Source organism: Chitinophaga varians, from assembly GCF_012641275.1.
In the GTDB taxonomy this organism is placed as follows: domain Bacteria; phylum Bacteroidota; class Bacteroidia; order Chitinophagales; family Chitinophagaceae; genus Chitinophaga; species Chitinophaga varians_A.
In genome coordinates this window covers 1,763,013-1,787,663 of sequence record NZ_JABAIA010000002.1, presented here as the reverse complement: position 1 = coordinate 1,787,663, position 24,651 = coordinate 1,763,013, and the positions used below count along the sequence as shown (strand labels likewise).

At 52.0% G+C, this 24,651-nt stretch carries 19 protein-coding genes; 3 read left to right on the top strand and 16 right to left on the bottom strand.

Features of this window, described 5'->3' with window-relative positions; genetic code table 11:
- Positions 1 to 30: 30 nt before the first annotated feature.
- Positions 31 to 3,609 carry a SusC/RagA family TonB-linked outer membrane protein gene (locus tag HGH92_RS22040; RefSeq protein ID WP_211092687.1) on the top strand — a complete coding sequence of 1,193 codons (3,579 nt, stop codon included), beginning with the start codon at positions 31 to 33 and terminating at the stop codon, positions 3,607 to 3,609.
- Between the two features lie 17 nt (positions 3,610 to 3,626).
- On the top strand, positions 3,627 to 5,135 hold the full coding sequence (locus HGH92_RS22035) for a SusD/RagB family nutrient-binding outer membrane lipoprotein (RefSeq protein ID WP_168872904.1): 1,509 nt from the start codon (positions 3,627 to 3,629) through the stop codon (positions 5,133 to 5,135).
- 84 nt (positions 5,136 to 5,219) lie between these two features.
- On the opposite strand, the gene HGH92_RS22030 is transcribed toward HGH92_RS22035, so the two are convergent.
- The 15 genes from HGH92_RS22030 to HGH92_RS21960 all read right to left on the bottom strand — a co-directional run bounded on the left by HGH92_RS22030 (position 5,220) and on the right by HGH92_RS21960 (position 20,424).
- Positions 5,220 to 7,622 carry a WG repeat-containing protein gene (locus tag HGH92_RS22030; RefSeq protein ID WP_168872903.1) on the bottom strand — a complete coding sequence of 801 codons (2,403 nt, stop codon included), beginning with the start codon at positions 7,620 to 7,622 and terminating at the stop codon, positions 5,220 to 5,222.
- Positions 7,619 to 9,910, bottom strand: a complete 2,292-nt coding sequence (locus HGH92_RS22025; RefSeq protein WP_168872902.1) for a WG repeat-containing protein — start codon at positions 9,908 to 9,910, stop codon at positions 7,619 to 7,621. The genes HGH92_RS22030 and HGH92_RS22025 overlap by 4 nt, the downstream gene beginning before the upstream one ends.
- 22 nt (positions 9,911 to 9,932) lie before the next feature.
- Complete coding sequence (locus tag HGH92_RS22020; RefSeq protein WP_168872901.1) at positions 9,933 to 11,135, bottom strand: WG repeat-containing protein; 1,203 nt, start codon at positions 11,133 to 11,135, stop codon at positions 9,933 to 9,935.
- A 149-nt stretch (positions 11,136 to 11,284) separates the two neighbouring features.
- Entirely contained in the window at positions 11,285 to 11,833 is a 549-nt protein-coding gene (locus HGH92_RS22015; protein ID WP_168872900.1) for a hypothetical protein, read from the bottom strand.
- Between the two features lie 5 nt (positions 11,834 to 11,838).
- On the bottom strand, positions 11,839 to 14,037 hold the full coding sequence (locus HGH92_RS22010; protein WP_168872899.1) for a peptidase domain-containing ABC transporter: 2,199 nt from the start codon (positions 14,035 to 14,037) through the stop codon (positions 11,839 to 11,841).
- On the bottom strand, positions 14,038 to 17,178 hold the full coding sequence (locus tag HGH92_RS22005; protein WP_168872898.1) for a lantibiotic dehydratase: 3,141 nt from the start codon (positions 17,176 to 17,178) through the stop codon (positions 14,038 to 14,040).
- A gap of 33 nt (positions 17,179 to 17,211) precedes the next feature.
- A complete protein-coding gene (locus HGH92_RS22000) occupies positions 17,212 to 18,417 on the bottom strand; it encodes a lanthionine synthetase LanC family protein (RefSeq protein WP_168872897.1) in 1,206 nt (401 codons plus the stop codon).
- Positions 18,418 to 18,548: 131 nt separating this feature from the next.
- The gene (locus tag HGH92_RS21995; RefSeq protein ID WP_168872896.1) at positions 18,549 to 18,749 is read right to left on the bottom strand and encodes a class I lanthipeptide; all 201 of its coding nucleotides are present in this window, start codon (positions 18,747 to 18,749) and stop codon (positions 18,549 to 18,551) included.
- A gap of 68 nt (positions 18,750 to 18,817) precedes the next feature.
- A complete protein-coding gene (locus HGH92_RS21990) occupies positions 18,818 to 19,000 on the bottom strand; it encodes a class I lanthipeptide (protein WP_168872895.1) in 183 nt (60 codons plus the stop codon).
- A gap of 79 nt (positions 19,001 to 19,079) precedes the next feature.
- Positions 19,080 to 19,268: a class I lanthipeptide gene (locus tag HGH92_RS21985; RefSeq protein WP_168872894.1), complete on the bottom strand. Its 189-nt coding sequence runs from the start codon at positions 19,266 to 19,268 to the stop codon at positions 19,080 to 19,082.
- Positions 19,269 to 19,307: 39 nt separating this feature from the next.
- Positions 19,308 to 19,508: a class I lanthipeptide gene (locus HGH92_RS21980; protein WP_168872893.1), complete on the bottom strand. Its 201-nt coding sequence runs from the start codon at positions 19,506 to 19,508 to the stop codon at positions 19,308 to 19,310.
- Positions 19,509 to 19,537: 29 nt separating this feature from the next.
- Complete coding sequence (locus HGH92_RS21975; protein ID WP_168872892.1) at positions 19,538 to 19,714, bottom strand: class I lanthipeptide; 177 nt, start codon at positions 19,712 to 19,714, stop codon at positions 19,538 to 19,540.
- A 46-nt stretch (positions 19,715 to 19,760) separates the two neighbouring features.
- Positions 19,761 to 19,925, bottom strand: coding sequence for a class I lanthipeptide (locus HGH92_RS21970; protein WP_168872891.1), 165 nt, complete (start codon positions 19,923 to 19,925; stop codon positions 19,761 to 19,763).
- A 61-nt stretch (positions 19,926 to 19,986) separates the two neighbouring features.
- The gene (locus tag HGH92_RS21965; protein ID WP_168872890.1) at positions 19,987 to 20,184 is read right to left on the bottom strand and encodes a class I lanthipeptide; all 198 of its coding nucleotides are present in this window, start codon (positions 20,182 to 20,184) and stop codon (positions 19,987 to 19,989) included.
- A gap of 60 nt (positions 20,185 to 20,244) precedes the next feature.
- Positions 20,245 to 20,424 (bottom strand): class I lanthipeptide, encoded by a 180-nt coding sequence (locus HGH92_RS21960; protein WP_168872889.1) that lies wholly within the window; start codon positions 20,422 to 20,424, stop codon positions 20,245 to 20,247.
- Positions 20,425 to 20,870: 446 nt separating this feature from the next.
- Here HGH92_RS21960 and HGH92_RS21955 point away from each other — a divergent pair, with 446 nt between their 5' ends.
- Positions 20,871 to 23,507: a prolyl oligopeptidase family serine peptidase gene (locus HGH92_RS21955; protein ID WP_168872888.1), complete on the top strand. Its 2,637-nt coding sequence runs from the start codon at positions 20,871 to 20,873 to the stop codon at positions 23,505 to 23,507.
- Positions 23,508 to 23,569: 62 nt separating this feature from the next.
- Here HGH92_RS21955 and HGH92_RS21950 read toward each other — a convergent pair whose 3' ends face one another.
- On the bottom strand, positions 23,570 to 24,640 hold the full coding sequence (locus HGH92_RS21950) for a dipeptidase (protein WP_168872887.1): 1,071 nt from the start codon (positions 24,638 to 24,640) through the stop codon (positions 23,570 to 23,572).
- Positions 24,641 to 24,651: the final 11 nt, after the last annotated feature.

Here is a 24,651-nt window from a genome sequence, read left to right as displayed (position 1 = left end):
ATAACCGCTATTAATCTAAAATTCAAACTGATGATGAAAAGATTTATTTCCGCCTGCCGGCGGGGCATGCTATTCCCTTTGCCTGTAAAAATCCGTGCAGCAGCCCACCTGACCGCCCTACTGCTGTTGCTGGCCGCACTGAGCGTATCGGCCACCGGCTATGCGCAAAAGATCACCCTGTCTATGCAGCAGGCGCCGCTGGAACAGGTATTTGCTGCCATCCGTCAACAGACAGGCTACTATTTCCTGTATAACAACGAGCTGCTGAAAAAAACCGGTAAAGTCAACGTACAGGTAAAAGATGCAGACATCACCACCGTGATGGACCAATGCCTCGCCGGTCAACCGCTTGCCTACAAAATCATTGACCGTACCATCTCCCTGAAAGAAGCGCCGGTAAAGCAGCCCGCCTCCCACCTCGCAGCAGACACCCTCATCACCGGTAAAGTGACCGATGAAAAAGATGTGCCGCTGCCCGGTGTGACCGTTACCGTAGAAGGCTCCACCAAAGGCACCGTGACCGATGGCACCGGCAGATACAGCATACAGCTGCCCAACGGCGCCAAAGCCCTGCTGTTTTCTTTCATCGGTTACAGCAAACAACGCCTCGAACCCAACGGCAGCACCCAGCTGAACGTGAAGATGAGCGAAGGTCCCAAAGGCCTGTCAGAAGTAGTGGTGACCGCGTTAGGCATCAAAAGGGAAAGCAAATCGCTCGGTTATACCGTGGCAGAACTAAAAGGGGCCGACCTCTCCGAAGGCAAAGAAGTAAATGTGGCCAACGCCCTCTCCGGTAAAGTGGCCGGCGTACAGGTAAGCCGTCCCGCCTCCGGCGCCGGCGGTTCTTCCAAAATCGTTATCCGTGGCAACAACTCCCTGCAGGGCAACAGCCAGCCGCTGTACGTGGTGGACGGCGTGCCGCTCGACAACCAGAACATTGGCGCAGCCGGCAGCACCGGCGGTGTAGACTATGGCGATGGCATCTCCAATATCAACCAGGACGATATCGAAAGCATCTCCATCCTGAAAGGTCCCAACGCCGCCGCCTTGTACGGCCAACGGGGTAGCAACGGCGTAGTGCTCATCACCACCAAGTCCGGCAGCTCTCGCAAAGGCATCGGCATCAAATTCAGCAGTGACTACTCTATCGGCAATCCACTGGTGACGCCCGATTTCCAGGATGAATACGGCCAGGGCCTCAATGGTGATTTCACCCACTTCCGCGCTACCGATGGCAAGATATACACCATGGAACAGGCTAAAGCACAAGGCCTGAAAGGAATGCCCAAAATGAGCGCTGGCCGCGACCGTATCGCCCGCAGCAGCTGGGGCCCTAAAATGGAAGGCCAGCAATATGAAGACCAGTGGGGCAATATCCTCAGCCTCACTCCTCAACCCAATACCTACAAACAATTCTTTAACCAGGAAAAACAACTCGTCAACAATATCAGCGCCGAAGGCGGCAATGATAAAGTCAACTACCGCTTTTCCTACTCCAATACGCACGTAGACGGCTATGTGCCTTCCAATACACTGGACCGTAACACGTTTACCCTCCGCGCGCAGGCATCCATCACACCGAAGCTGCAACTGGACGCTAAAATGAACTACATCAACCAGAAAGGAAAAAACAGGCCCACCCTCTCCGATGCATCCGATAACCCCGCTTATCTGTTCATCAGCCAGCCACGCAGCATGCCTATGTCTATCCTCGCAGACTACGCCTGGACAGCGGCAGATGTGGCCAAACAACTTGGCTACAGCGGCGTTACGCCCGGACTGGAAAAAACCTATGCCACCAACAGTTCCACCGCGAATCCTTACTGGACCATTCATAAAACTTACAACGCCGATCAGCGCGACCGTGTGCTGGGCATGCTCCGCCTGTCGTACGACTTCACCAAATGGCTGAAACTCACAGCCCGCGGCGGTACCGATTTTTACACCGAACAACGCCTGCGCTACCGCGCCAAAGGCACCTATCAAAGCCAAAACAGAAACGGAGATATCGAAGAAAGAGTGCTGCGGGTAAGGGAAGACAACTACGACGTATTGCTCAATGCCAACCTGCCACTCAACAAAGACTTTACGCTGGGCCTCAATGCCGGCAGCAGCCATCAGAAAAAGTTCTACCGCATGACCGGCAATACCGGCAAAGAATTCATTGTACCGGACCTGCATGTGATCAATAACACACTGACCAATTCCTACCTTTTTGATCTCCAGGAATCTGAAATCAACTCCGTGTATGGCTTCGGCCAGCTGTCCTTCCGCGACTACTGGTTCCTCGATTTCTCCGCCCGCAACGACTGGTCTTCTACCCTGTCCGCGAAAAACAATTCATTCTTCTATCCTTCCGTGAGCACCAGTGTGATCATGACCGACATGCTCAACCTGAAAAGCAATGTGCTCACCTACTGGAAGCTCCGCGGCTCAGTAGCACAGGCAGGCAGCTCCGGCAATCCTTACCAGTTGACCGGTACCTACAGCCTCGATCAGTTCACCCATGGCGGTCAGCCGCTGGGGTATTTTACCTCAGTGATCCCCGACCCTAACCTGAAAAACGAGCTGACCACCTCCGTGGAATTCGGTACCGACCTGCGGTTGCTGAATAATCGTTTAGGCATCAGCTTTACTTACTATAACGCCGCTACGAAAAATCAGATCCTGGACGTGCCGCTGCCGCCGTCCAGCAAGTTTGAAGCACGCCGCATCAATGCCGGTGAAATCCGTAACCGCGGCATCGAAGTGTCTATCAACGGCACTCCGCTGAAACTGGCCAACGGCTTCACCTGGGAAAGCGCCTTCAATTTCTCCCGTAACCGCAACGAAGTGGTGTCCCTTACCGCCGGCGTAGAAACCTTTGTGCTCGGCAGCGACAGGGGCATCAACGTGATAGCCGCTCCCGGAAAGCCTTTCGGCACCATGATCGGCACCGGCTTCGCCTGGCTGAAAGATGAAAACGGCAACCGCCTGATAGACCCCGCTACCGGGCTGCCGCTGCGTACCCAGGGCCGCCAGTTGACAGAACTGGGTAACGCGCTCCCCGACTGGACCGGCGGTTTCTCCAACACTTTCCGTTACAAAGGCTTTACCCTCGGCACGCTGATAGACATCCGCCAGGGCGGTATGGTTTACTCCCAAAGTAACCGCGAAGAGCTGATCTATGGCACCACTAAAAAGACGCTCGCCGGCCGCGACGGCAGTTATGTGGCCAGTGGCATGATCGCCGCCAAAGACAACAACGGCAACTGGGTAAGCACCGGTAAAGCCAATACCATGGCCGTAAAAGCACAGGACTACTGGAACGTAGTAGCCAGCGACAAAGAAAACGTAGTGTCTGAAGAGATGATGAACGACGCCAGCTACATCGCGATGCGGGAAATAAGCCTAAGCTATCAGCTGCCCACCCGGCTGTTCACCGGCAAAATCATCAAACGCGCCGGCATCGGTATTTATGGCCGCAACCTGTTCTACTTCCAGCGTAAAACAGATGGTTTCTCCCCCGAAGCATCCGGCTTCAACGTCAACAACTCCTCCCTGGGCCTGGAATCTACCGCGCTGCCCATGATGCGAAACTTTGGCATCAACCTGAGCCTGGATTTATAATCAAAAAAAGAAAAGAGATGAAAACACGCAACCGTTCCATATATACCGCCCTGCTGCTGGGAAGCCTTTCCCTCGGCAGCTGCACCAAGAACTTCAACGAGCTGAACACACCGCCCACCTCCGTTACCAATATAGATGCGGCCATCCTGCTCTCCAAAGTACAGAAAGACGCCGCCTTTGCAGAAGGTACCGAAACAGCCAATATACAAGTCGGCTCCTGGGTGCAGTACTGGGCCGGTGGCCTGGTAGCGCCTACCTCCCGGTATATACAACAACCTGATAACAATATGTGGGCGAACCATTACACGCTGCTGCGCAATCTCGGCCAGATACGCAACCAGGCGCTTAAAGGAAAGGAAGACGACCCCACCGGCCGTACCAAACTGGCCATCGCCCGCATCGTGGAGATCTATGTATGGCAACGGCTGACCGACCTCTTCGGCGACGTGCCTTTTTCGCAGACCACAGAAGATGCCGGCAATGTGAACAACAAACCGGTGTACGACAGCCAGGAAGCTATCTATAAACAACTGATCACCGATCTGGACGCAGCCATAGCCAAACTGAACAGCAGCGACGCCTCCTATGGCAACGCCGACTTCTACTATAAAGGCAATGTCGATAACTGGAAAAAATTCGGCAACTCACTCAAACTGCGTTTAGGCATGCGCCTCAAATACGCGTCGCCGCAACTGGCTGAAAAGACCGTTCGGGAAGCTATGGGCGGACCGTTGTTCACCGACAATAAAGATAACGCTGCCGTACCTACGTTCAACGATGCACAGACCACGAACGCACATCCCATCCTGGCACAGTTTATCAGCGGCAGCCCCGATCTGCGTTACCTCGCCAGCGCTTTCGTTAATACGCTGAACAATAAAAAAGATCCGCGGCTGCCTTTCATCGCAGCGCCCACGGTGAATTCAAAAAACAGCGGCACACCGGTATACCGCGGTATCGGCGTAGCACTCACTGATGCATTGCTGGCAGGTATCATCAAAGACGATTACTCTACAGCATCTACCACCACCTATTTCAACAGAACACTGGCTACGCCCATTCCCTGTTATGTGTTCACCTACGCAGATGTCTGTTTCTTTAAAGCAGAAGCCGCGCTGATGGGCTGGGGCGCAGCACCTGCAGATGCAGAAAAATTCTACCAGGACGGTATTAAGGCTGCCATGGCCATGCAGCCATATAATATCACTGCTATTCCGCAGGCGTATATCGATGCTGAATTCTCTTTCGCCGGTCTCACCTCCGAACAACAGCTGGAGAAAATCATGACCCAGAAATGGATACAGCTGTTCGGCCGCGATTACGAAGCATATGCGGAATGGCGCCGCACGGGTTACCCTGTGCTTACGCCCGGCCCCAATCAGGGCTCTACCAATGGTACTATTCCGCGCAGGGCAGTATATTCTTCGCTGGAAACATTGCTGAACACAGACAACTATCAACAGGCAGTGAAAGGACTGTCTAAAGGCGATACCTATCTCTCCAAAGTATGGTGGGATAAAAAGTAACCCAGTGCTTCAGCCCCGGGCTACAAAGCGAAACCGCCGTGCTGTTGAAAGCACGGCGGTTTCGCTTTTATGATATTCTGCGTGTTACCACACGTCCGCATCCGGATTAAACGGCACCACTCCCGTTATTTCCAGCGGCAGTGTTTTTCCGTTACGCAGCAGGTATACGTACCGATCATTTCTTTTGCATAACAAAGGGTAAGTGAGTACCGCTGATTCCGCGTACGGATTATCGGCCGGCGGCAACATCACCTCTTTGAACTGCTCTGCTGTCACGGCTTTACCGGCAGCATCCAGTATGGTAAACCGCGCCTCTTTGTATACCAGGAAACCGGTATTGTTTCTACCAACGAACACTCTGTCATAAATGGCCGGCACCAATACTTTGCCATCACGATCAGCCATTCCTTTGCTGTAGGTACGGGTGTAGTTGTCTTCAGATTTATATAAAGGCAAAAAGGTGCTGTCTTCATAATCGTAAATATAACCGTGTACGTTATAATCATATTCGAGAGGCACCAGCAGTTTACCAGTTGTATCGGCATAGCCATATTTCCAGGCATAACCATTTTGTTTTGCCAGGAGGATAACGCCCTGTTGCAATATCGACACGCCATCGTAAATGGCCGGCACCACTTCCTGTCCAATTGCATTGATGACGCCCATTTTACCGTTTTTTGTGACAGACGCCACGCCAAAGCCAAACTCACCGATGGCACATGATAGCGTAGTGTCATCCTGGTATTTCCTCACCATCGGGAAAGGTGCTGAAACCGGTTTACCAGTGCGCACATCCCAGAGCCAGGAACTACGGCTGTCTGACACGATGAGCGTATTGGCCACGCGGGCCTGGGCAATATCCTTATATGGCAGGGCAGTGATTTTGCCGGTGGCCAGCGAGAATACGGCCGTTTCCCTGTCTTTCATCAGCAGGTACTGGTCCTTATTCAGCGGACCGACAGACGTATATACAGGCGGCACCAGTTCTTTACCCGCTAAACTATAAAGGCCATACACCAGGTCGCCGGATTCGTTTTCCGCGGTAACGCTCAACAGCGAACTGTCCGGTGCTATGGGATTGATGTATTTGAATTTGGCCGGAATGATTTCCTGTTGATTACCGATATCGAAAACACCGGTACCAGTGCCGGCCTTGACAGCCAGAAGCCGGTCTGTCAGCCGCTCACAGGCATCGTACTTTACCGGCAGCAGCAGCGTACCATCTGCATTGTACAGTCCCGGTTTTTCCTGGTAAACGACCTGTATCAGTCCTTTGTCCCTGCCGGAGGTGATCCGGTCCACCTCATGAAATGCCGGGGCGATCACCTTTCCGTTTGCCGGGTTAAAAAAGCCATACAACGCTTTTTGTTTCAGGGCGAAAAGGGTGGCGCCACCGGAAACCTTCAGCGGTTCGATATCGTTATAATCTTCCGGCAGCATGGGTTTGCCGGTACTGTCAAACACATTGTACATGCCGTTGCGCGCTGCAATAATGTAGTCGTCCGTGCAGGACACTTCTTCGTCCAGCACCGGCTCAATGATAATACGTCCGTCAGTATTAACGATGCCGGTTTTATCCCCTTTGCGGACCGTGAGATAAGGCCCGGTGGCATAGTCTCCGTACGGATCAGCAATATCGTCATATACAAAATCGAGCACCTGTTCCCCGTTACGGTTAATCAGTCCAAAGCGGCCGCCTTTTTTCAGTTTCAGCATACCGTTGCCGATCACTTCCATCTGGCTGTATAACGGCGCCCCATATACTTTTTTTTGAGGGATGTTCACCACCACGTCTTTACCGTTCTGTTTGAAGCTGCATACCCACTCATCGCTGCGCATCATGGAATGACTGTGCTCAAAAGCAAATGGCACCAGCACTTCATTGGCTGCGCTGATGATGCCCCACTTGCCGTTTTTCTTTGCATAGAGATAATCACTTTTGCTCCCGCAGCCGCCACAGTAGTCAATTTCGTCGTATACCGCCGGAATTGTCAGCTGCCGCTGCTTCACATCGTATATGCCCCATTTTCCGTTTTGTTTTACATCATAGCGGTCATCGTCCAGTATGCCTGCCTTTTCAAACTGCAGCGGCAGCAGTAGTTTGCCCCAGGTGTCCGCGTAGGTCATCTTCCCCTGTTTGTATAGGGCGAGATAGACATTAAATGCCACTTCCAGCTTGTCGTATTCGGGTTTCAGCACCCACTGTCCTTTTTCATTGACCATCCCTTTCTTCCCGTTGCTGCTTACAATGGCCATGCTGCAATCGTTATTGGCAAAGATGTTTTGCTCAGAAACACTGTCTACCGGGTGATAGACCGCTTCTATCTTATCAAATACTTTCTGACCGGTCGTATCAATATACCAGCTCTTTTCCTTTGTGGTTATACGGGCGAACCCGTTGATAAACACCGAGCCTTGTTGTGCCACCAGCGTATGTGTGGCCAGCAGCAGGCCAATCAGGCCCGTCCATGCTTTTTTATTGATCATAACCCTTTCTTCTTTTTAGAACGCCAGGGCAAAGGTTTTCCCTGTTCATCCAGATACAAATACCATTCACCCTGTTTTACCAGCACCGGGAACCGGGAGTTCGTTCCCCAGTCCTGATTCTGTTCCAGGTCATCATACACCGGTGGAATGATGGCAGTGCCATCAACAGCCACTACACCGCCTTTACCATCTTTGGCAACATCAAAAAAATTCACATCTTTGTTATAGCGGATATCATCATAAGCTGCCGGCAGCAACTCTTTCCCGGCAGCATTCAGCACTCCTTTTTTACCGTTGCGGGTCACGATGTACAGCGACGTGTCATAAATTTTGCTGATATCTTCATATTCCAGCGGCAGCAACACCGTACCATCTTTACGCAGCAGTCCTACTTTACCGCCTTGTTTCATTTGTATCAGCTCATTATCTGCCGGGGCCATGTCATCTAACACCAACGGGTATACTACCTTTTTGTTGACATTGATGATGCCCACCCGTTTTTCCTGATTGAGGGCCACTGCCAGTCCGTTGCTGAAATCGCCCACGTAGGAATATTCGTCGAACACTACCAGTTTACCGGTGCTGTCCACAAACTGATTTTCACGCGCATCGGCCCTTACCTTCAGCAATCCACTGTTGAACTGCAAAGGTCTTGTTTTGTCGAAATCCGGTACCAGCAGGCGATTATAGGAGGAAGCTGTAAATTCCCAGGATTTATTCTGATATAATATCTGCCCGGCTTTATTGATAAGCAACGTAACGCCGTTATCATCAGTATAACGTCTTTCCACTATAAGCTGCGGGCTTACCGCATCGAAAGCACCGTATCGCGTAAGCGGACGGATTATCTTGCCAGTCTTGTCAGCGAGGGCAGTGCTATCGCCCTGTTCGAGACGGAGCATGTCTGCATTCTGCCAGCGGATTTCGGTGTACTCCGCAGGAATCACCAGTTGGCCGGTAGCGATGTTAAACAGTCCTGTTTTCTCTCCTTTCATCACGCTGATGAAATTATTTTTCTCCTGGCCGGCGGCATCGTCGTCATAGTTGCTCATACCGTATTTGACAGCCAGTCCATCGAACCGCACCGGTATCAGCAATTTACCGGAGAAATCAGCCACGCCGCATTGAGCGTCCTTAACGGGTACAACATATACTTTATCGTTGATCGGCAGTACGCCGATATCCGTGTAGCCGTATGGCATCAGCTGTTTGCCGGATACGTCAAAAAAGCCGGCGGCATCGCCTTTTTTGGCCACTACATAATAAGGCGGCGTGTAGGTCAATGGCAAAGGCAAGGCGCCCAAAACGCTGCTGCCTTTGCTATCGTACATGCGGATTTCTGTATGGGCTACAGGGACCACCTCTTTACCGGTGGTATCCGTCAGGCCGCAAAGCGCTCCTTTCCATACCTGGAAGAGTGGCCCCATGCGGGACACCTTTGAATACTGTAACGGCACTGTAAGTTTGCCGGTTGCTACCTCCAGCAGGCCAATCTTACCCTGCTGCGTTACTGCCACCAGTTTGTCTGAAGGGCCTTCCGCGATATCGTCATACACGGCAGGCGTCAGCACTTTCCCCTGACGGTCCATCAGGCCGCATTTTCCGCCAGGCACATAATAGCTGAACAGCTGCCCGCCATTGTTCCAACCGATAAAACGCTCGTACTTTGGCGGCACCAGCACCGTGCCGTCTTCCAGCGCCAGTCCGAATTTGCCTTGTGATTTTACCAGGATGGCATGGTCCGGCACATACGCGGGAGATACGTCTTCATACTTCGGCTCCTGCAACACTTTGCCGGTTTTCATATCGCACCAGCCATACAACCCGTTTTTCTTTATGCTGAATACCTTGGGGGTCAGGACATCGATATTACTGTATTCAGGCTGGCACAGCACATTGCCAAGGCTGTCCACCGCTCCCATCTTACCCTGCTGCTTAACGGTGACCAGGCAGTAGTTTTCTTCCGGACTGTCTTTTTTATTTTCACCCAACACGCGCACGGCATCGTAACGGAACGGGGCAATGATATCACCCTTCCGGTTAATGGCGCCATAAGCGCCGTTCTTCACTACCGATGCGATCTGGTAGTAGCTGACCTGTTCCAGCTTGTCCACCACTACTTTACCGCTGCGGTGCAGCAATTGCTGGTGGCCATTGACCAGTATTTTGGCAAATTCCCCCTCAAAGTGGTCAAGGTAACCGGCTGTTTGCGGTGCTTGCGCAAAAGCAGTGCTGGTCAACAGGAGCAGGCTTCCGGTGAATCGGGCGACAAATGTTTTTTGCTTCATATCATCGATGGGTTTCTGATCATTATTTAACAGGGTTACGCAGTACCTGCAGGGTTCCGTCTGCGGTTTTCACGGCCGCATGACTTTCGGCAAAATCCGATATTTTTTTATAGACCGGAGGTATCACCATTTTTCCGGTGGTGTCTACAAAGCCCCATTTATCTTCCACCTGTACCGCCATCAGGCCGGCAAAGAAAGCACGATGGGAGTCATATATACAATGGCCTTCGGCATTGCAGAGCGGTGTTTTGCCGGTGGATTGCCCGGTGGTATTGTATATCTGCAGATAGCCGTCACGGTTACCCTCCGCGTTACCATTTACCTGAGTAAAAAATACACCGCAGGAGACAGGGTAAGGCTGGTCAGCAAAGGTGGGCGCTATCAGAAAATTTCCTTTTTTATCCATCAGCCCCCATTTATCGTCCTGGTAGAAGAGGGCTGCCCCGTCAACAAATTCTTCCAGTCCCTTTACGGCTGTGGTGAAGAGCGGTTTACCGGTACTGTCGATGACCAGGGTGGTATATTCCGGTCCCCCGGCGGGTAATTTATTGTATAACTGCGCCAGCTCACTATTGCCGGGCATACTGTCCTGCTGTATTTCCTTTCCGGCTACCACGGCCACACCATCAGAAAACTCACGGGCCCAGGCATAGGCAGGGGGAATCACCCAATGACCGGCAGTATCCACAAAGCCATGCAGTTTTCCTTTTCTTACCAGCAGACGGCCGTTATGAAATGAAAGCGGCCGGGCTTTTATTTCGGTATAGGCGCCACCGTAGGTTTTATCGATGATGGAGTCTATACGGATAAACGCAGGGCCCAGGGCCGTTTTCCCCTGACGGTCGATATACTCCCAGACATCATTTTTTCTGACGGCCGCCCGTCCGCAAGAGAAGTCGTAGGCATCTTCATACTGGCAGGGCACCACCAGGCGCCCCTGCCGGTTGACGTACCCATAGCGGATAGTGCCGTTCACTGACTGGCCTACGATGGCCAATCCTTCGCGGAAGGTGCCGGCTTCACGGAATTGCGGCCTGATGACCATTTTACCGGTGGTATCTATATAACCATAGCTTCCGCCGGGTGTCAGCGCCCAGGCAAGGCCTTCTGAAAACAGGCCGATATCACGGATATCTTTATCGGGAACAAAGGCAATAAGAGGTTGTTGGGCAACAGCTGCTTTGGCAAACAGACAACATGCAATCAATAAAACGATGTTCTTCATCCTGTCAGGGTGTGGTTAAAACAGGCACAAAGATGACAAACTTTAGGGATTTACGGCAATTTTCAGGGGCTACATGACATCTACAAGCGGAGAAAAACATCTATCTACAAAACATATACAACAACGGCTAAACGCCCCCTGATGGCGGATTAATCCGCCATCAGGGGCGCCAGGGCCTTTCCTAAAATTCTTTGCAACAGGCTTTTATCATCTGTCATAATTTCAGCCGTTCCTGTCAGTACCGGTTGCCGTGGGATCTGTTTACCGGCGGTAGACAACATGCCTTGTGTGAGCTTTACTTCCACCAGGAAGCTGCTGTCTGTTTCCGCGACAGCGTCGGCCATCACGGTGCCGGGAAGCAGGCCGTAGGTGTCTGACGGGTAGGCCGTGAGGCGCAGCATTACCTGTTGACCGGCTTTCACCCGCCACGCATCGGCGGCGGGGATATATCCTTTCACCAGGAACGACTGTTGCTGCGGCGTTACCCTGACAGGCATCGGCAGTACGTCCGGATAACGGAAGAACCAGGCCCCGATGAGGGCCAGCACCACCGCTACGGCGATCAGTGTGATACCGCTGCGGACCATCCACGGCGGCATCTTGCCCATAATTTCCTGTACCTCCTCGCTCCTCACCTCGGTGAGGGAGGAATGCAGTGTATGGCCGTTAATACGTTTAATCGGTTTGTTTTCCGGCATAACATTTATCCTCCCAGTTCCAGTTGATTTTTTACCAGTTCATAATAATTGCCCTTCCGTGCGGTCAATGTGGCGTGGTTGCCGGTTTCCACGATGCGGCCCCGGTCCAGCACAATGATCTGGTCAGCATTTTTCACGGTGCTGAGGCGGTGGGCGATCACCACTACCGTCTTGCCACGGAAGAACTGATCCAGGTTGTCCATGATCACCCGTTCGTTGTTGGCGTCGAGCGCGCTGGTAGCTTCATCGAAGAACAGGTAATGCGGATTTTTGTAGATGGCGCGCGCAATCTGTATTCTTTGTTTCTGGCCCGCGCTGATGCCGTTGCCGGCATTACCTATTTTGGTCTGGTAGCCCAGCGGCAGGTCTTCTATAAAATGACGGATGTTCGCCATTTCAGCGGCATGCACCAGTTTTTCGTTGTTAATGGTCTCATCGCTGATGGCGATGTTTTTGGCGATGGTGCCGGAGAAGATGAACCCGTCCTGCATCACGTTGCCGCATTGACGGCGCCACCATTTGGGTGATAAGTCCAGCAGGTCATGCTCTCCTACTTTTATCTGTCCGCCGGTAGGCTCATAAAACTGCAGCAGCAGTTTCATGAGCGTTGTTTTGCCGCTGCCGCTGGTGCCTACAATGGCCGTCACTTTTCCTTCCGGCACAACGAGGTTGATATCCTGCAATACGAATGGCGATCTTGCGCCGCCGTATTGAAAAGAGACATTTTCGAGCACGATATCACCTTTGCCCTCAGACTGTGATGGCGGCGGTATCACCAGGTCGCGCGTTTCCTCCTCCGGACGGTTGTGTATCTCTCCCAACCTGTCCAGGCTCATTTTGGCGTCCTGGGCGGACTGGATAAAAGTCAACAGCTGGTCCAGCGGGCTGTTCATCTGTCCGATGATGTAGCTTACAGACAGCATCATACCGAGGGTGAGGTTTCCATTCATCACCTCACGGGCACTGATAAACGAAATCAGGATGTTTTTCAGCTGATTGAAGAAAACGGAGCCTATTTGCTGGTACTGTCCCAGCGCGAGGCTTTTGACGTTGATCCGGTACAGGCCGGCTTGTACATGCTCCCATTCCCAGCGCCGGGCTGTTTCACAGTTGTTGAGTTTAATTTCCTGCATACCGGTGATGAGCTCAAAGAGCACGTTCTCATTGTCGCTCATACGCTGGAAGCGCCGGTAGTCCAGCGCTTTACGGCGGCGCAGGAAAAAGAAGATCCAGGTAATGGCCGCTGCGCTGAACAACACGAACACCAGCAGTATTTTCATACTGTACACCGCCAGTACCGCGGTAAACACCAGCAGGTTCACGAAAGAGAACAAGGTTGACAGGGTAGTCCCTGTGAGGAAAGTCTGGATACGGGTATGGTCGCCGATGCGCTGGTGGATATCCCCGATCATCTTACTGTCGAAAAAGCGGATCGGCAGTTTCATCAGTTTGATCAGAAAATCGGAGATGATATTGATATTGATACGGCTGTTCATATGCAGCAGTATCCAGCTTCGGATCATCTCAATGGCCGTGGAGCCGGCAAACAGCACCAGTTGGGATATCAGCACCAGGTATACGAAATGTACATTGTGGCGGTTGATGCCATAGTCCACCAGGCTCTGTGTGAGGAAGGGCATAATGAGCGACAGGAGGCTGGCCAGTATCAGGCCCAGGAACAGCTGCACCACGTATTTGCGGTACGGGCGCAGGTAGCTGAACAGGAAGCGGAAGCCGGTGGCTGCGCGTTCCGGCGCCTGTTGCCGGTGGAACTGCTCTCCCGGCTCCAGCATCAGTACTATGCCATGGGTCTGTTTGCCCTGCCAGCAGTGGAGGAAGGTGTCTTTGTCCACCTTGACAAGGCCATGGCCCGGATCTGCCACCAGTATTTTGTCTTTGGGATTGTGCCGGTTATAGTCCTGCGGCGGCAACACCACGAAGTGTTGTTGGTTCCAGTGCAGGATACAGGGCAGTTCCACATTTTCATCCAGTTGTTCGAAAGTGATCTTCACGGCGTTGGTGCGGAACCCGATTTTTTCTGCGGCTTCACTGATACCGAGCAGGCTTACGCCTTCCCGGGTGATGCTGGCCAGTTCGCGCAGGTAGTCGAGCGGATATTCGCGGCCGTAGTGTTTGGCCACCATCCGCAGGCAGGTAGGCCCGCAGTCCATCGCGTCCAGTTGTCTGTAAGTAGTAAAAGCCATTTATTTCAGTGTTGCTTCCATCGCCAGTTGTGATAAATAATATTTCTCCAGGAAATGATAGATCACCATTTCGTGTTTGCGTTGTTTGGCCACAAATATCCTGTTGAGGAACATATGAATATGGCTGGCCAGGATATCGAAGTAGCGGTTGTCGTTCTGGTAATGCTGCCGTATCTGCTTTGCCAGCGGGGCGGTGACGGCCGACCGTTGACGGAAGAACTCCACTGCTTCTGCTATTTCGTTGGCCTCATCATTTTCGGCGCGCAGGAAAGAAGCGATTTCCTGCTGGTGCTTACGGTATTTGTCGTTGAGTGGCTTGTGCTGTACTTTGGCACCGCCGAATTCGGACGCAAAACCTTCGCGCAGGCCAGCCAGCAGTTGTTTGCGTTCTGTTGGCGTGAGACCGAAATCTTCCAGCAGCATATCTGTTCCCCGCAGGGCCATGCGCCAGCGGTAGCTCTCTCCTTCTGCGCCTTCCAGCATGTTCACCACGCCCAGTACGGCGAGGCTGTCGGCGCTGAAAAGCTGTTCGCTGATCTCTATCGTTGCGGCGCCGTAGCGTTCTATCTCACGAATATAGGTATCGCATTGGATTTTAGACACCTGCCCGTTGTCCACCATTGGCTGTAGTCCGGTCTGGATGCGGTGCAGGATCTCATCATTATTACCGGGACGATGGCGGTTGCGGAAGCGGAGGCGGATATGTGGCAGGGGATCGCCGTAGCGGAGGAAGAAGAAATCTTCAAACAGGCCATCTTCCTGCCATTGCGGCAATTGTTCCGCAAACCAGGTGGCCAGCAGTTCTTCCGCCACACGGAAACCGCAATATACTTTTACGTATAGCCATTCACTGCCGGGGGCAAAACTGCGTTCCGGCAAAGCTGCCGGCGCTGCCGCCGCAGTGGCGGGCCGGGGCTTGTCACCCGCTTTTTCCGCCACGGGCACGCTACGCATGGGTATCAGTACTTCATGGGCGTATTCGCCGTTGTGGATGTCCCGTACGATACCGCTTTCTTCGGCCAGCAGACATTCCTTCAGTTTTACGGACGACATTTTCTTCACATGGTCGATGAGCAGTCCCACAGCGGCAGGCGCGGTGAGGTCCAGCAACAGCTCATTGTCTGCTTCGGCGAGCAATACCTTGTCCGGCATTTTCTGCTGTTCACGGTACTGATCAATGAAACGCTGGTTTGCTGCGGCGTCATCGCCCAGGTGTTCCACCTCTTTGGCGGTGAGCGTCCACATGGCCCTGCTGAGAATGATGTTTTTATACACCACGCGTGGCAGGCGTTTGCGGTTGGCGAACACGCCCCAGTCCCAGTGCAGGAAGGAGATCAGCGACTGATGTTGCAGATCGCACAGGAATTTGTAGATGGGCAGGCTGTTGTAACCGTAGTTATGTGCGGAGCTCAGACGGGGCAATATGCGTTTGTTGAGCCGTTTGCTTCTAAGGACCACTTCATTCTGTCTGACAGACACCATGATATCGGCCACCGGTATGCGGAATTCTTCCGGTGTGCCGGCCACGCCGATATAGGGTATCTCATAAGGGCGCAGGGTGGGCCTTATCAGCACATTGGCCGCGCGGGCTTCGGGGAAGTGCACTACTTCCGCGATGACCAGGTCGGGGTAAGCGGCGGCTTCTTCATCGAGGATGGCTTTCACTTTTTCTGTCAGCACTTCGTCGCCGTTGCAGAAGCGGCCGAGCAGGTTGGCAGCAGACGGACCGCCCATGGAGTTGAGGGCAAAGCGGTAGTCGCCTTTATCGGCCGCTTCGGCGGAAGGTCCCAGCAGGCTGCCGAAGAGGTAGCAGCTGCGGGCCATATTCACCGTTTCGGGATCGCCGAGTTTTTGCAGGTCTTCGTCGGTGATGGCCACTTCCGAGAGGTCCTGTTGTAAAAACTGTTCGTATTTGTCGAGGCCGAGTTGTTGCAGCGGCGACCAGTTCACGGTCTGGTTTTCGCTGGCAGGCGCGCCGGCCACATCTTCCACAAAGGGGGCGTGCACGGTGTTTTCGATAGCGGCGCCGTAGCCGATGCCTGTTTCACCGTCCAGTACCAGGTTGAGCGGCACTTCCTGTGATTCATAGCGTTCCATGAAACGTGTCATGAAAGACGACATTTCCGATTGTCCTTTGGAATAGCCGAGGCAGAGCGCCATCAGGCTATGTACCTGTGACAGGATATCGTTGACCAGCGTTTCGCTCAACTGGCATTGTTGTGCGGTCTTGAACAGGTCTATTTGCAGCAGGTCTTTGGGGATGCTGACGGGGAAGGCGGTTTCACACTGTTGATGGATGGCGGCCAGGCGGGAGCGTTCAAAGTCCTGCTGCCGGAACAGCTGTTGCAGGGCAAGCAGCGCGTCGCGGAAGGTACTGGCCTCGGGGATGGATAAAAGGCGGTCTGTGAGGGATTGCAGGTTGTCTTCACCTGTAATTCGTGGCTCGGTGTCTGCGATGAGCAATTGTGATTCTATCAGTTCACGGACGAAGCCGGTGGCTTCTTCTTCCGTCACGGAGGGGTCTTGCTCGTGTATCACCTGTACGATCTGTGCGATCGTCAGGCCGGCGGCGGCTTCCCGGATGATAGCGGTCATAAACACCGAATCTTCCACTGCGGTGAGCAGGTATTTGCGCCTGTTGTTGTTGATGGTATATTCCGCGTAGCGGTATTTATCACCGGTTTTATAGATGCTGTTATTGGGATAATAGCGTAATGCCATGCTGATGTCCGGCTGCTGGCTGATATGATTACAGATACGGGTATAGTAGTCCATATCGAGGCGCACGTATTGATAGGCGTCTTTCATATCATTGAGCAGCAGTTGGGTATCAGCGCCGATGGTGCCGGTGGTGCAACCGGCGAAGAGTCCATAGGGCGTGCTGCGGGAGCAGGCGCGCACCCAGTATTTATACAGCGATTTACGCAGCTTGTCGGTCTTCTTCTTGTTGAAGGACGCCGGATCACTGAGGAATCTCTCCAGCTCTTTGAGCAGGTCGCCAGAGGCGATGCAAAGGGCGTACAGGAACAGCGGGTTCTTGTCTGCCAGCTCCTGGAGGCTGTCTTCCAACACGTCACGATACCTGTTCACCGGGTATAGCGGGCTTCTTAATAGGAAAAATCCTGTATGTGATAAGGCCATAGTCGTTCCTTTTGCAGATGTTTACAATAATTTTCAGGAGAGCAGAAAACACTCGTCCCATGGCAGCGGCTGTGAGTGCAGCTGTGACAGCATAGACAGTCCTACGCCGCTGCTGCCGTCCAGCAGGTCCCATACGTATTCCCACTGTTTGTCTTTTCCCAGCCACATTTTAATCCCGTGTTTACTATGGTCTTCCGGGAAAGTGATTTTTTCGACCGCTTTCTCCTGCCAGTGATTGGCACATTGCAGGAAGGCTTCGTCCTGTGTTTCAAACCAGAATCTGCGGTAGAAAGCGGCGATACCGCCGGAGCCGTGGCACAGGCAGTTGTCCATGATACCGGCGGCTTCGTCGGTATCGCGGCGCATATTGTAACGCATGATATGCAGTGCTTCCTCTTTCCACAGTTGCTCGTTGAACAGTTTACCACAATACCACAGCATCATGGCCACGTTCAGATCGCCGTAGCACCAGGATAGGCGGCTTTGGGTTGACTTGCCATCCAGGATGGCCGGGTACAGGGCATGAAGGGAGTCATCGGTAAAAGTATTTTTATGTTCCATGATAAACGGAATACTTTCTGAGATAAGGCGGTGGCACAGTTCCTGTGCGATACCGGCCTCGTATATTTTTGCTACAATAATCAGCAGGGAGCAGGAGCCGTGGGCGAGGCTGAAGGAGTTACAGAAGATGCCTTCGGGTTTATCGTGCGTATAGAAGAAAGGCAGGCTGCGGCCTTTGTCGGTCATGACGCTGTTGTTCCAGAGGGTTTGTACAAAATATTCGAGGTGTTCGGCCACATCGGGGCGGCCGGCGAACCTGATGAGGAAGTTGCACATACCGGAGCTGCCATGTAGAAAGTCATAGTTTTGGTGTTCGAGGTGGAATTTACTTTGCAGGATAGTGGCTGTCACGAAATCGGAGGCCAGTTCATTGATATCGAGGTCCAGGAATTCGTGGCGGGTAAGGTGTTCCAGCAGCCAGAAAGGGCCGGTATGGCCGTTGCAGAAGGAGTAATTGTCTCCTTTTTCCGGTGCGTATTCAGCATATATTTCCTCCAGCAGTGCGGTGGCGTTGTCCGCCTGGTCGTCGGCATACTGCTCGTAATAAAACATGAACAACAGGGCGCCCCAGGGTCCTTTGAACAGGCTGGTGTTATAGTCGGCTCCGTATTTACGTTCCCGTAACATGGGAATGAGGTCATGATAGATGTATCTTAACTGAGTGGCGGTATTATTCATTTGGCAGCATAGATTTAATGGTGTACAACAGGGAAAGACGGGCTTTCCCTGTTGGGAAAAGAACGGAGACAGGGGGTGTGCTCATGCAGGAGTTTCTCCCTGGTCATCCGGTGACCGATACCCTTTTACCATCAGGGTATCTGGCAGCAGGGTGAGTTAGGCGACGGACGCGTAGCTCTGCAACTGGAGATAGCACGTGTATCTTCAGTGCAAACGATATCGCGCGTAACGGCGCCTCCCACCAGATGCTGCTGCTGGGATTCGTTCAATGATGCGACAGTTTCTTTGTTCAGTAGCAGTTTTCTGCTGAGATCGATTTTTTTCTTTTTCATATGGGTGAACAGAAAAATAAGCCCTCCCCTGTCTGTAGCCATGGGGCGGATGTTCGGCTGTGAGGAGATTATCTGGTTGTTCTTACACAACCGGCAGGGCAGGTCACTTCATCAGTTTCCACGCAACATGCGCTCCACCAGGTGATGGGGGCTCCACCAGCGAGTTTTGCCTGTTCTTGTTGGTTCAGTGTTACAACGGTGTCTTTTTTGAGGAGCAGTTTTTTGCTCAGTCGAAGTGTTTTCTTTTTCATGATCGTGTGGGTTTTAGGTGGACACAGGTCTTAGCCGTCCGCGGTTACGGCCGATAGTATGTCCGGGTTTTGGGAAAATTTATGCAGTTGGTTGAGAAGTCCGGACGCAGCCTTCAGGACAGGTTACCTCACGGGTGTTTTCACAGCAGGCGCTCCACCAGGTCAATGGAACACCACCGGCGATTTTGGTTTGCTGTTGCACATTCAAGGTTGCAACGGCGTCTTTTTTCAGTGACAGCTTTTTACTGAGTGCCAGTTTCTTTTTCATAATTGTGATAGTTTATTGATAAGGATTTCAAATAAAAAATCAAGCGCGTCCGCACCCACGGGTGGTGTATACTACGCAGTCATCAGGACAAGTAGCCTCATTGGTGTCCACACAGCAAACGCTGAACATCGTTCTGGGCATACCACCGGCGATTTTGGCTTGCTGTTGCGGGTTTAACGATGCAACCGCTTCTTTTTTCAGTGACAGCTTTTTGCTGAGCGTCAGTGTTTTCTTTTTCATAAGATCAAGATTACAGGAGGGTTAAAAAATCAGGGTACTCTGCATTCGCCAACGCAGTATGTTTCGGGCTCTGTGAGGCAGCAGACGGTCCAGCAGGTAACACAGGAATACACCTGTGACAGTGCTGTCTGCGGCGCGGCCAACGCCCCCACTACCGCTTTATTCAGCGAAAGTTTTTTACGGAGATCAGCTTTTTTCTTTTTCATACAACGGATATTGAATTTTGGTTACCGTATCAGAAAACAGCAGAAATCAGCAAAGCTCGCAGAAAGAAACAGTGGTGGCCTGGCAACAACGGGTGGTCCGGGTCAACGGCGCTCCGCCAGCTACGCCTGCTTGTTGGGTTACGGTAAGTTCTACTACTGAATCTTTTTTTAGTTGCAGTTTTTTACTGAGTGTGACTTTTTTCTTTTTCATATGCAGTTTGATTTGAGGGAGGTCATACCCCTCTGTGGAGGGGTATTTTCCGGGTTAAAAATTAAGCTTCAGGGCAGATGTAGCATTGGTCCTGCCCAGGCATATACGTGATACAGGTTTGGACTACTGTCTCGATGCAGCGGGGCATCACAGTAAAAGGCCCGCCACCTACAACAGCCTGCTGTTGTACGGTCAGCGTGGAAATGGCAGCTTTGTTCAGGGACAATTTCTTGCCGAGGGCAATTTTTCTTTTTCTCATAACAGGGTTTTACGGGTTAAATCGGGTTTACCATCGTTGATGCCGGGTTAACAGCCATCACTACATGCAAACATTCGTTGGACGAGGATGGGACTCGCAGGTCCATTGCGGATCATAGGTGTCGCAATTGGTGGAAAGACGGCCACCTTTTAATCCTACCTGCTGTTTTACCGTCAGGGAGGCTACCGTTGCTTTGGCGAGGGTCAGTTTTTTCGCCAGGTCAATTGTTTTCTTTTTCATATCTGATTAATTTCATAAGGCCCTCCCCTGTCTTTAACCAAGCAGTAACGCCATGGGGCGGATTTTCAGCGTATAGACTTAAGGGTGATGGGAATTGGCAGATTCAGATCCTGATTTATATAAGTTGAACATAGACATATCGGAAAGCGGCTATTTTGAGATTTTGACCTTTTGAAGATAAATAATTTATCAAGAAAAACAAATTTTAACCCGGATTCTTTGGATTTGAGAGGATGGAACTGATCAACCTGCTTCCGGACGCACCTTCTCCCCTACCATATAGTTATCATGACAACCAGCCACCCCCTGATGCCCCTCTTTTCCGCCCGGATAATTTCCTTGTAACCCTTCATGGTTTCAGCGGTTTCGGTTGCCAGTTTATAAAATAAGATGATAACGAAATACCTATCATTGTAACAGCTTTTCCCTCAAACCTGTTCCAACCCATGAAACGATACCTTGCCTTCTTTGTACTCCTGTTTTCCGTCAGTACCCACGCGCAAAAGCGCCCGCTCAACGACACAGACTTCACCACCTGGAACCTGGCCCTCAATCCCAAAATCAGCGACAACGGACGGTACGCGTCTTTTTATATCTACAACCAACCGCCCGGACAAGCCACACAGGTCATACAGGCCATCGATCATTCCTGGAAAAAAGAGCTGCTGGCATTTCAGCCTGTTGCCTTTACGGCCGACAGCAAACTGGCGGTCACAAAACTGACGGACAACCACCTCCTGTTAGTAACATTGGGCACTTCAAAAGAAGAAAAGATAGCATCGGTAAAAAAATTCTCCCTGTTTCAACAAACAGACACCGGATGGCTGGCCATTCAAAAAACAGATAACCACCTCGAAGTCCGTAACCTGACATCCGGCAAGGCTTACCACTACGATCAGGTTACAGACTATGCTACCAGTGGCAACGGACACCTCCTTTTTCTTAAAAGTAAGGCAGACACCAACACCTATACTATCCGGACGGTAGACCTCTCCGATCATAACACCCGGGAAATTTATACGGGAAAAGAACCCGTCAACATTATCACGGATGAAAAAGGAACGCAGTGTGTTTTTATGACGGTCAACAAAGAACAGGCGCCCTCCTGCTGGTATTACCACCGCGATCAGACAGGAAAAGCCATTATGGCCACTCCGCGCATGCAGATCAACGACCGGCTGACATTCAGCAACTTCGACAGGTTTAGCAGTGACGGCTCTTTTATCTTCTGTACGCTGACCGCCCCCAAACCTGCGCCTGATACGCCTAATCCTGCGAAACTGCACCTGCGCACCTTCCTCGACACCAAGCTCCATGACAACAATGAACCGCTCCGCTGCCAGGCAATTTGGTATCTCCATAATAATACCATCCTTCAGACACAGGACAATGACGAATCTACCTTCTACATGGCAGCCTATTATCCCGGCTCCTACAATCCACACAACAACTATCAGCTACTCGATAAAACACTTGCCCACAAAGGAGAATGGAACTGGAATGAAGCAGCCTTGTCGTCCCGGACGCTGGTCAACCTGACCGATGGCTCCAGAAAAATGATCACCACCGCCGGTGACCGCAACAGCGCTTCGTACACCCTCTCGCCGCAAGGCAGGTGGATCATCTATTTCGATGCTGAGCAGCAAAACTATTTCAGCTACAATATTGCCACCAGCGAACGTAAGAACATCACCGCCGGCATATCCGCCAACTGGACCACCTACGATAATGACGACATCCCTTTTGCACCTTATCTCAATCTCCCGCTTGGCGGTTTCAATAAGGACGAAACAATACTATACCTGTGTGACCAATATGATATTTACCAGATTGACCTCACCGGCAAATCAGCACCTGTTAACATAACAGGTGGTTATGGAAAAACTAATAACATCGTATTCCGTTTTGCCTTTCCGGCTAACGAACATACCGGCAAATCCATTTTACTGACCGCTTTCAACCGCGCCACCAAAGAAGACGGTTTCTATGAAATCACCAACGGAAAACTTCGCAAACTCAGCATGGAACCGGCTTTGATCACAGGCCCGGAAGAAAGCAAATATTTTATGCGCGCCGCCCCCGTCAAAGCAAAAAATGCAGCCGTATACCTGGTGCAGAAAATGGATGCCTCCAGCGCGCCCAATATTTATGTTACGAGAGACTTTGTTCATTTTGATGCGATCAGCGACGTTCACCCTGAACGGCAGGTCAACTGGCTGACGACCGAACTGGTAAACTTTAAAACCCGCGACGGGAAAGCGGCACAGGGCATCCTGTATAAACCGGAGAACTTCGACCCACAAAAAAAATATCCTGTTATCTTTTACTATTATGAGAAGATCAGTGAGTGCCTGCACCTTTATATACGGCCGGAACCCAGTATGGGGCCAATGAACATTCCCTATTTCGTCAGCAACGGCTTCCTCGTTTTTACGCCCGATGTACATTTTGAAATAGGGTATCCGGGCCGCAGTTCCCTGAATACGGTGATGGGCGCTGCTGACAGGCTGGTACAGCTGCCCTATGTGGACTCCAGCAGGATGGGCCTTCAGGGGCACAGCTTCGGCGGCTTCCAGACCAACTACATCATCACGCATACCGGCCGTTTCGCGGCCGCCTGTTCAGCCGCCGGCTTTACTAATTTCGTCAGCGCATACGGCTCTATCATCGGCTCCGGATATTCCAGACAGGGCCAGTACGAGTTATATCGCGACCGTATCGGCGCTTCACTGTGGGACAGGCCGGACCTGTACCTGGAGAACTCTCCCGTGTTCAACATCGATAAAATACAAACGCCTTTACTACTCATGCATAATATGGACGATGGTGATGTGCCCGTAGGGCAGGGAATTGAGTTTTTCACCGGTATGAGGCGCATGGGCAAGGTGGTTTATTTCCTGCAATATGAAGGACAGGGCCATAGTATCTTCGACAAGCCTGCGCTGGATTATAACACACGCATGCTGGAGTTTTTCAGCTATTACCTGAAGGGCGCTCCGCTTCCGGCATGGATGACCAGCAAACAGGCCAACGTTCTGAAACTCACGGGGACGAAGGCCCCGCTTCGCCTGCTAACAAAATAATAAACGCAAAAGCGCGAAGCTGTATGGCTTCGCGCTTTTGTAATTTTTTTAATCCGCGTGCGTTATTTCCAGGCATGACGGAGGAACCGTAACCAGTTCCCGTGCATGATGTTTTCAATATCTGCGGCCTTATAGCCTCTTCCGGACAACATATCCGGTAACTTCTGCAGGTCTGCGATCGTTTCCAGATCATAAGGGCATTGCTCTTTTCCGAAAGCGCCGTCCAGGTCTGTACCGATACCTACATGCAGGGAGTTGCCGGCAATCTGGCAGATATGGTCCATGTGATCAATAAGTTTTTCGAGATTGCAGTGCATGCCTTCAGGGGTAGACTGTGCCCGTACCCATCCCGGTACCATCATCCAGGCATCGAGTGCGCCTCCTATGACAGCGCCTTTCTGCACCAGTGTTTTGATCATATCATCGCTGAACTGGCGGTTGTGGTCTACCAGTGCGCGGCAGTTGTTATGGCTGGCCCATACCGCGCCGTTGAAGATGTCCATGGCATCCCAGAAAGCGTCGTCGCACAGGTGGGTGGCGTCGAGTATCATGTTCAGCTTTTCCATCTCCCGGACCAGCTGGCGTCCCTGTTCATTCAGATGGCCGGTAGCGTCGGTACCGTTGGCATAACGTCCGGGTCCGTAGTGGGCGGGCCCTACGGCACGGAGGCCGTTTTGATAAGCCCTGTGCAGGTGGTCCAACGTTACCAGTGAATCGGCTCCTTCGAGGCTCAGGATATATCCAATGGGTTTGTTGTCATTGGGCGTGCCATCGTTCCACAGGGCGATATGCTGTTCCAATGCAGGCAGGTCTTTGATCATTACCATTTCACCGGCATCTTCCATGGCCTTGTACCATGCCAGCTGCCCCTGTGTCTGTGCCCATGCCTGCTCAGGCGAATGCCAGCCCGGCAAAGGATTGTCAGGCGCCACATAACGTCCTATCTGCGTGGCCACTACGAGACCGATATTTCCTTTACGAAGCTCGGGAAAAGCCACTACGCCTTTAGCCCTGTCCGGTTTATCCTGTAGACCTGCCTCCCGGCTGCGGATGGCCATTACCGGCTGCCGCAGGTCCCTGTTCCATTCCAGGGCGTTCATACTGAGGTCGAGGTGTGCATCAATCGTAAACATAATAAAAGTAG

Bases quoted from the DNA above. Each gene is read 5' to 3' on its own strand.
- HGH92_RS21985 (WP_168872894.1), bottom strand. From the start codon at position 19,268: ATGAAAAAGAAACTGGCACTCAGTAAAAAGCTGTCACTGAAAAAAGAC.
- HGH92_RS22035 (WP_168872904.1), top strand. From the start codon at position 3,627: ATGAAAACACGCAACCGTTCCATATATACCGCCCTGCTGCTGGGAAGC.
- HGH92_RS21995 (WP_168872896.1), bottom strand. From the start codon at position 18,749: ATGAAAAAGAAAAAAATCGATCTCAGCAGAAAACTGCTACTGAACAAA.
- HGH92_RS22005 (WP_168872898.1), bottom strand. From the start codon at position 17,178: ATGGCCTTATCACATACAGGATTTTTCCTATTAAGAAGCCCGCTATAC.
- HGH92_RS22040 (WP_211092687.1), top strand. From the start codon at position 31: ATGATGAAAAGATTTATTTCCGCCTGCCGGCGGGGCATGCTATTCCCT.
- HGH92_RS21980 (WP_168872893.1), bottom strand. From the start codon at position 19,508: ATGAAAAAGAAAACACTGACGCTCAGCAAAAAGCTGTCACTGAAAAAA.
- HGH92_RS21970 (WP_168872891.1), bottom strand. From the start codon at position 19,925: ATGAAAAAGAAAAAAGTCACACTCAGTAAAAAACTGCAACTAAAAAAA.
- HGH92_RS22000 (WP_168872897.1), bottom strand. From the start codon at position 18,417: ATGAATAATACCGCCACTCAGTTAAGATACATCTATCATGACCTCATT.
- HGH92_RS21965 (WP_168872890.1), bottom strand. From the start codon at position 20,184: ATGAGAAAAAGAAAAATTGCCCTCGGCAAGAAATTGTCCCTGAACAAA.
- HGH92_RS21975 (WP_168872892.1), bottom strand. From the start codon at position 19,714: ATGAAAAAGAAAAAAGCTGATCTCCGTAAAAAACTTTCGCTGAATAAA.
- HGH92_RS21960 (WP_168872889.1), bottom strand. From the start codon at position 20,424: ATGAAAAAGAAAACAATTGACCTGGCGAAAAAACTGACCCTCGCCAAA.
- HGH92_RS21950 (WP_168872887.1), bottom strand. From the start codon at position 24,640: ATGTTTACGATTGATGCACACCTCGACCTCAGTATGAACGCCCTGGAA.
- HGH92_RS22010 (WP_168872899.1), bottom strand. From the start codon at position 14,037: ATGGCTTTTACTACTTACAGACAACTGGACGCGATGGACTGCGGGCCT.
- HGH92_RS21990 (WP_168872895.1), bottom strand. From the start codon at position 19,000: ATGAAAAAGAAAACACTTCGACTGAGCAAAAAACTGCTCCTCAAAAAA.
- HGH92_RS22025 (WP_168872902.1), bottom strand. From the start codon at position 9,910: ATGAAGCAAAAAACATTTGTCGCCCGATTCACCGGAAGCCTGCTCCTG.
- HGH92_RS22030 (WP_168872903.1), bottom strand. From the start codon at position 7,622: ATGATCAATAAAAAAGCATGGACGGGCCTGATTGGCCTGCTGCTGGCC.
- HGH92_RS21955 (WP_168872888.1), top strand. From the start codon at position 20,871: ATGAAACGATACCTTGCCTTCTTTGTACTCCTGTTTTCCGTCAGTACC.
- HGH92_RS22020 (WP_168872901.1), bottom strand. From the start codon at position 11,135: ATGAAGAACATCGTTTTATTGATTGCATGTTGTCTGTTTGCCAAAGCA.
- HGH92_RS22015 (WP_168872900.1), bottom strand. From the start codon at position 11,833: ATGCCGGAAAACAAACCGATTAAACGTATTAACGGCCATACACTGCAT.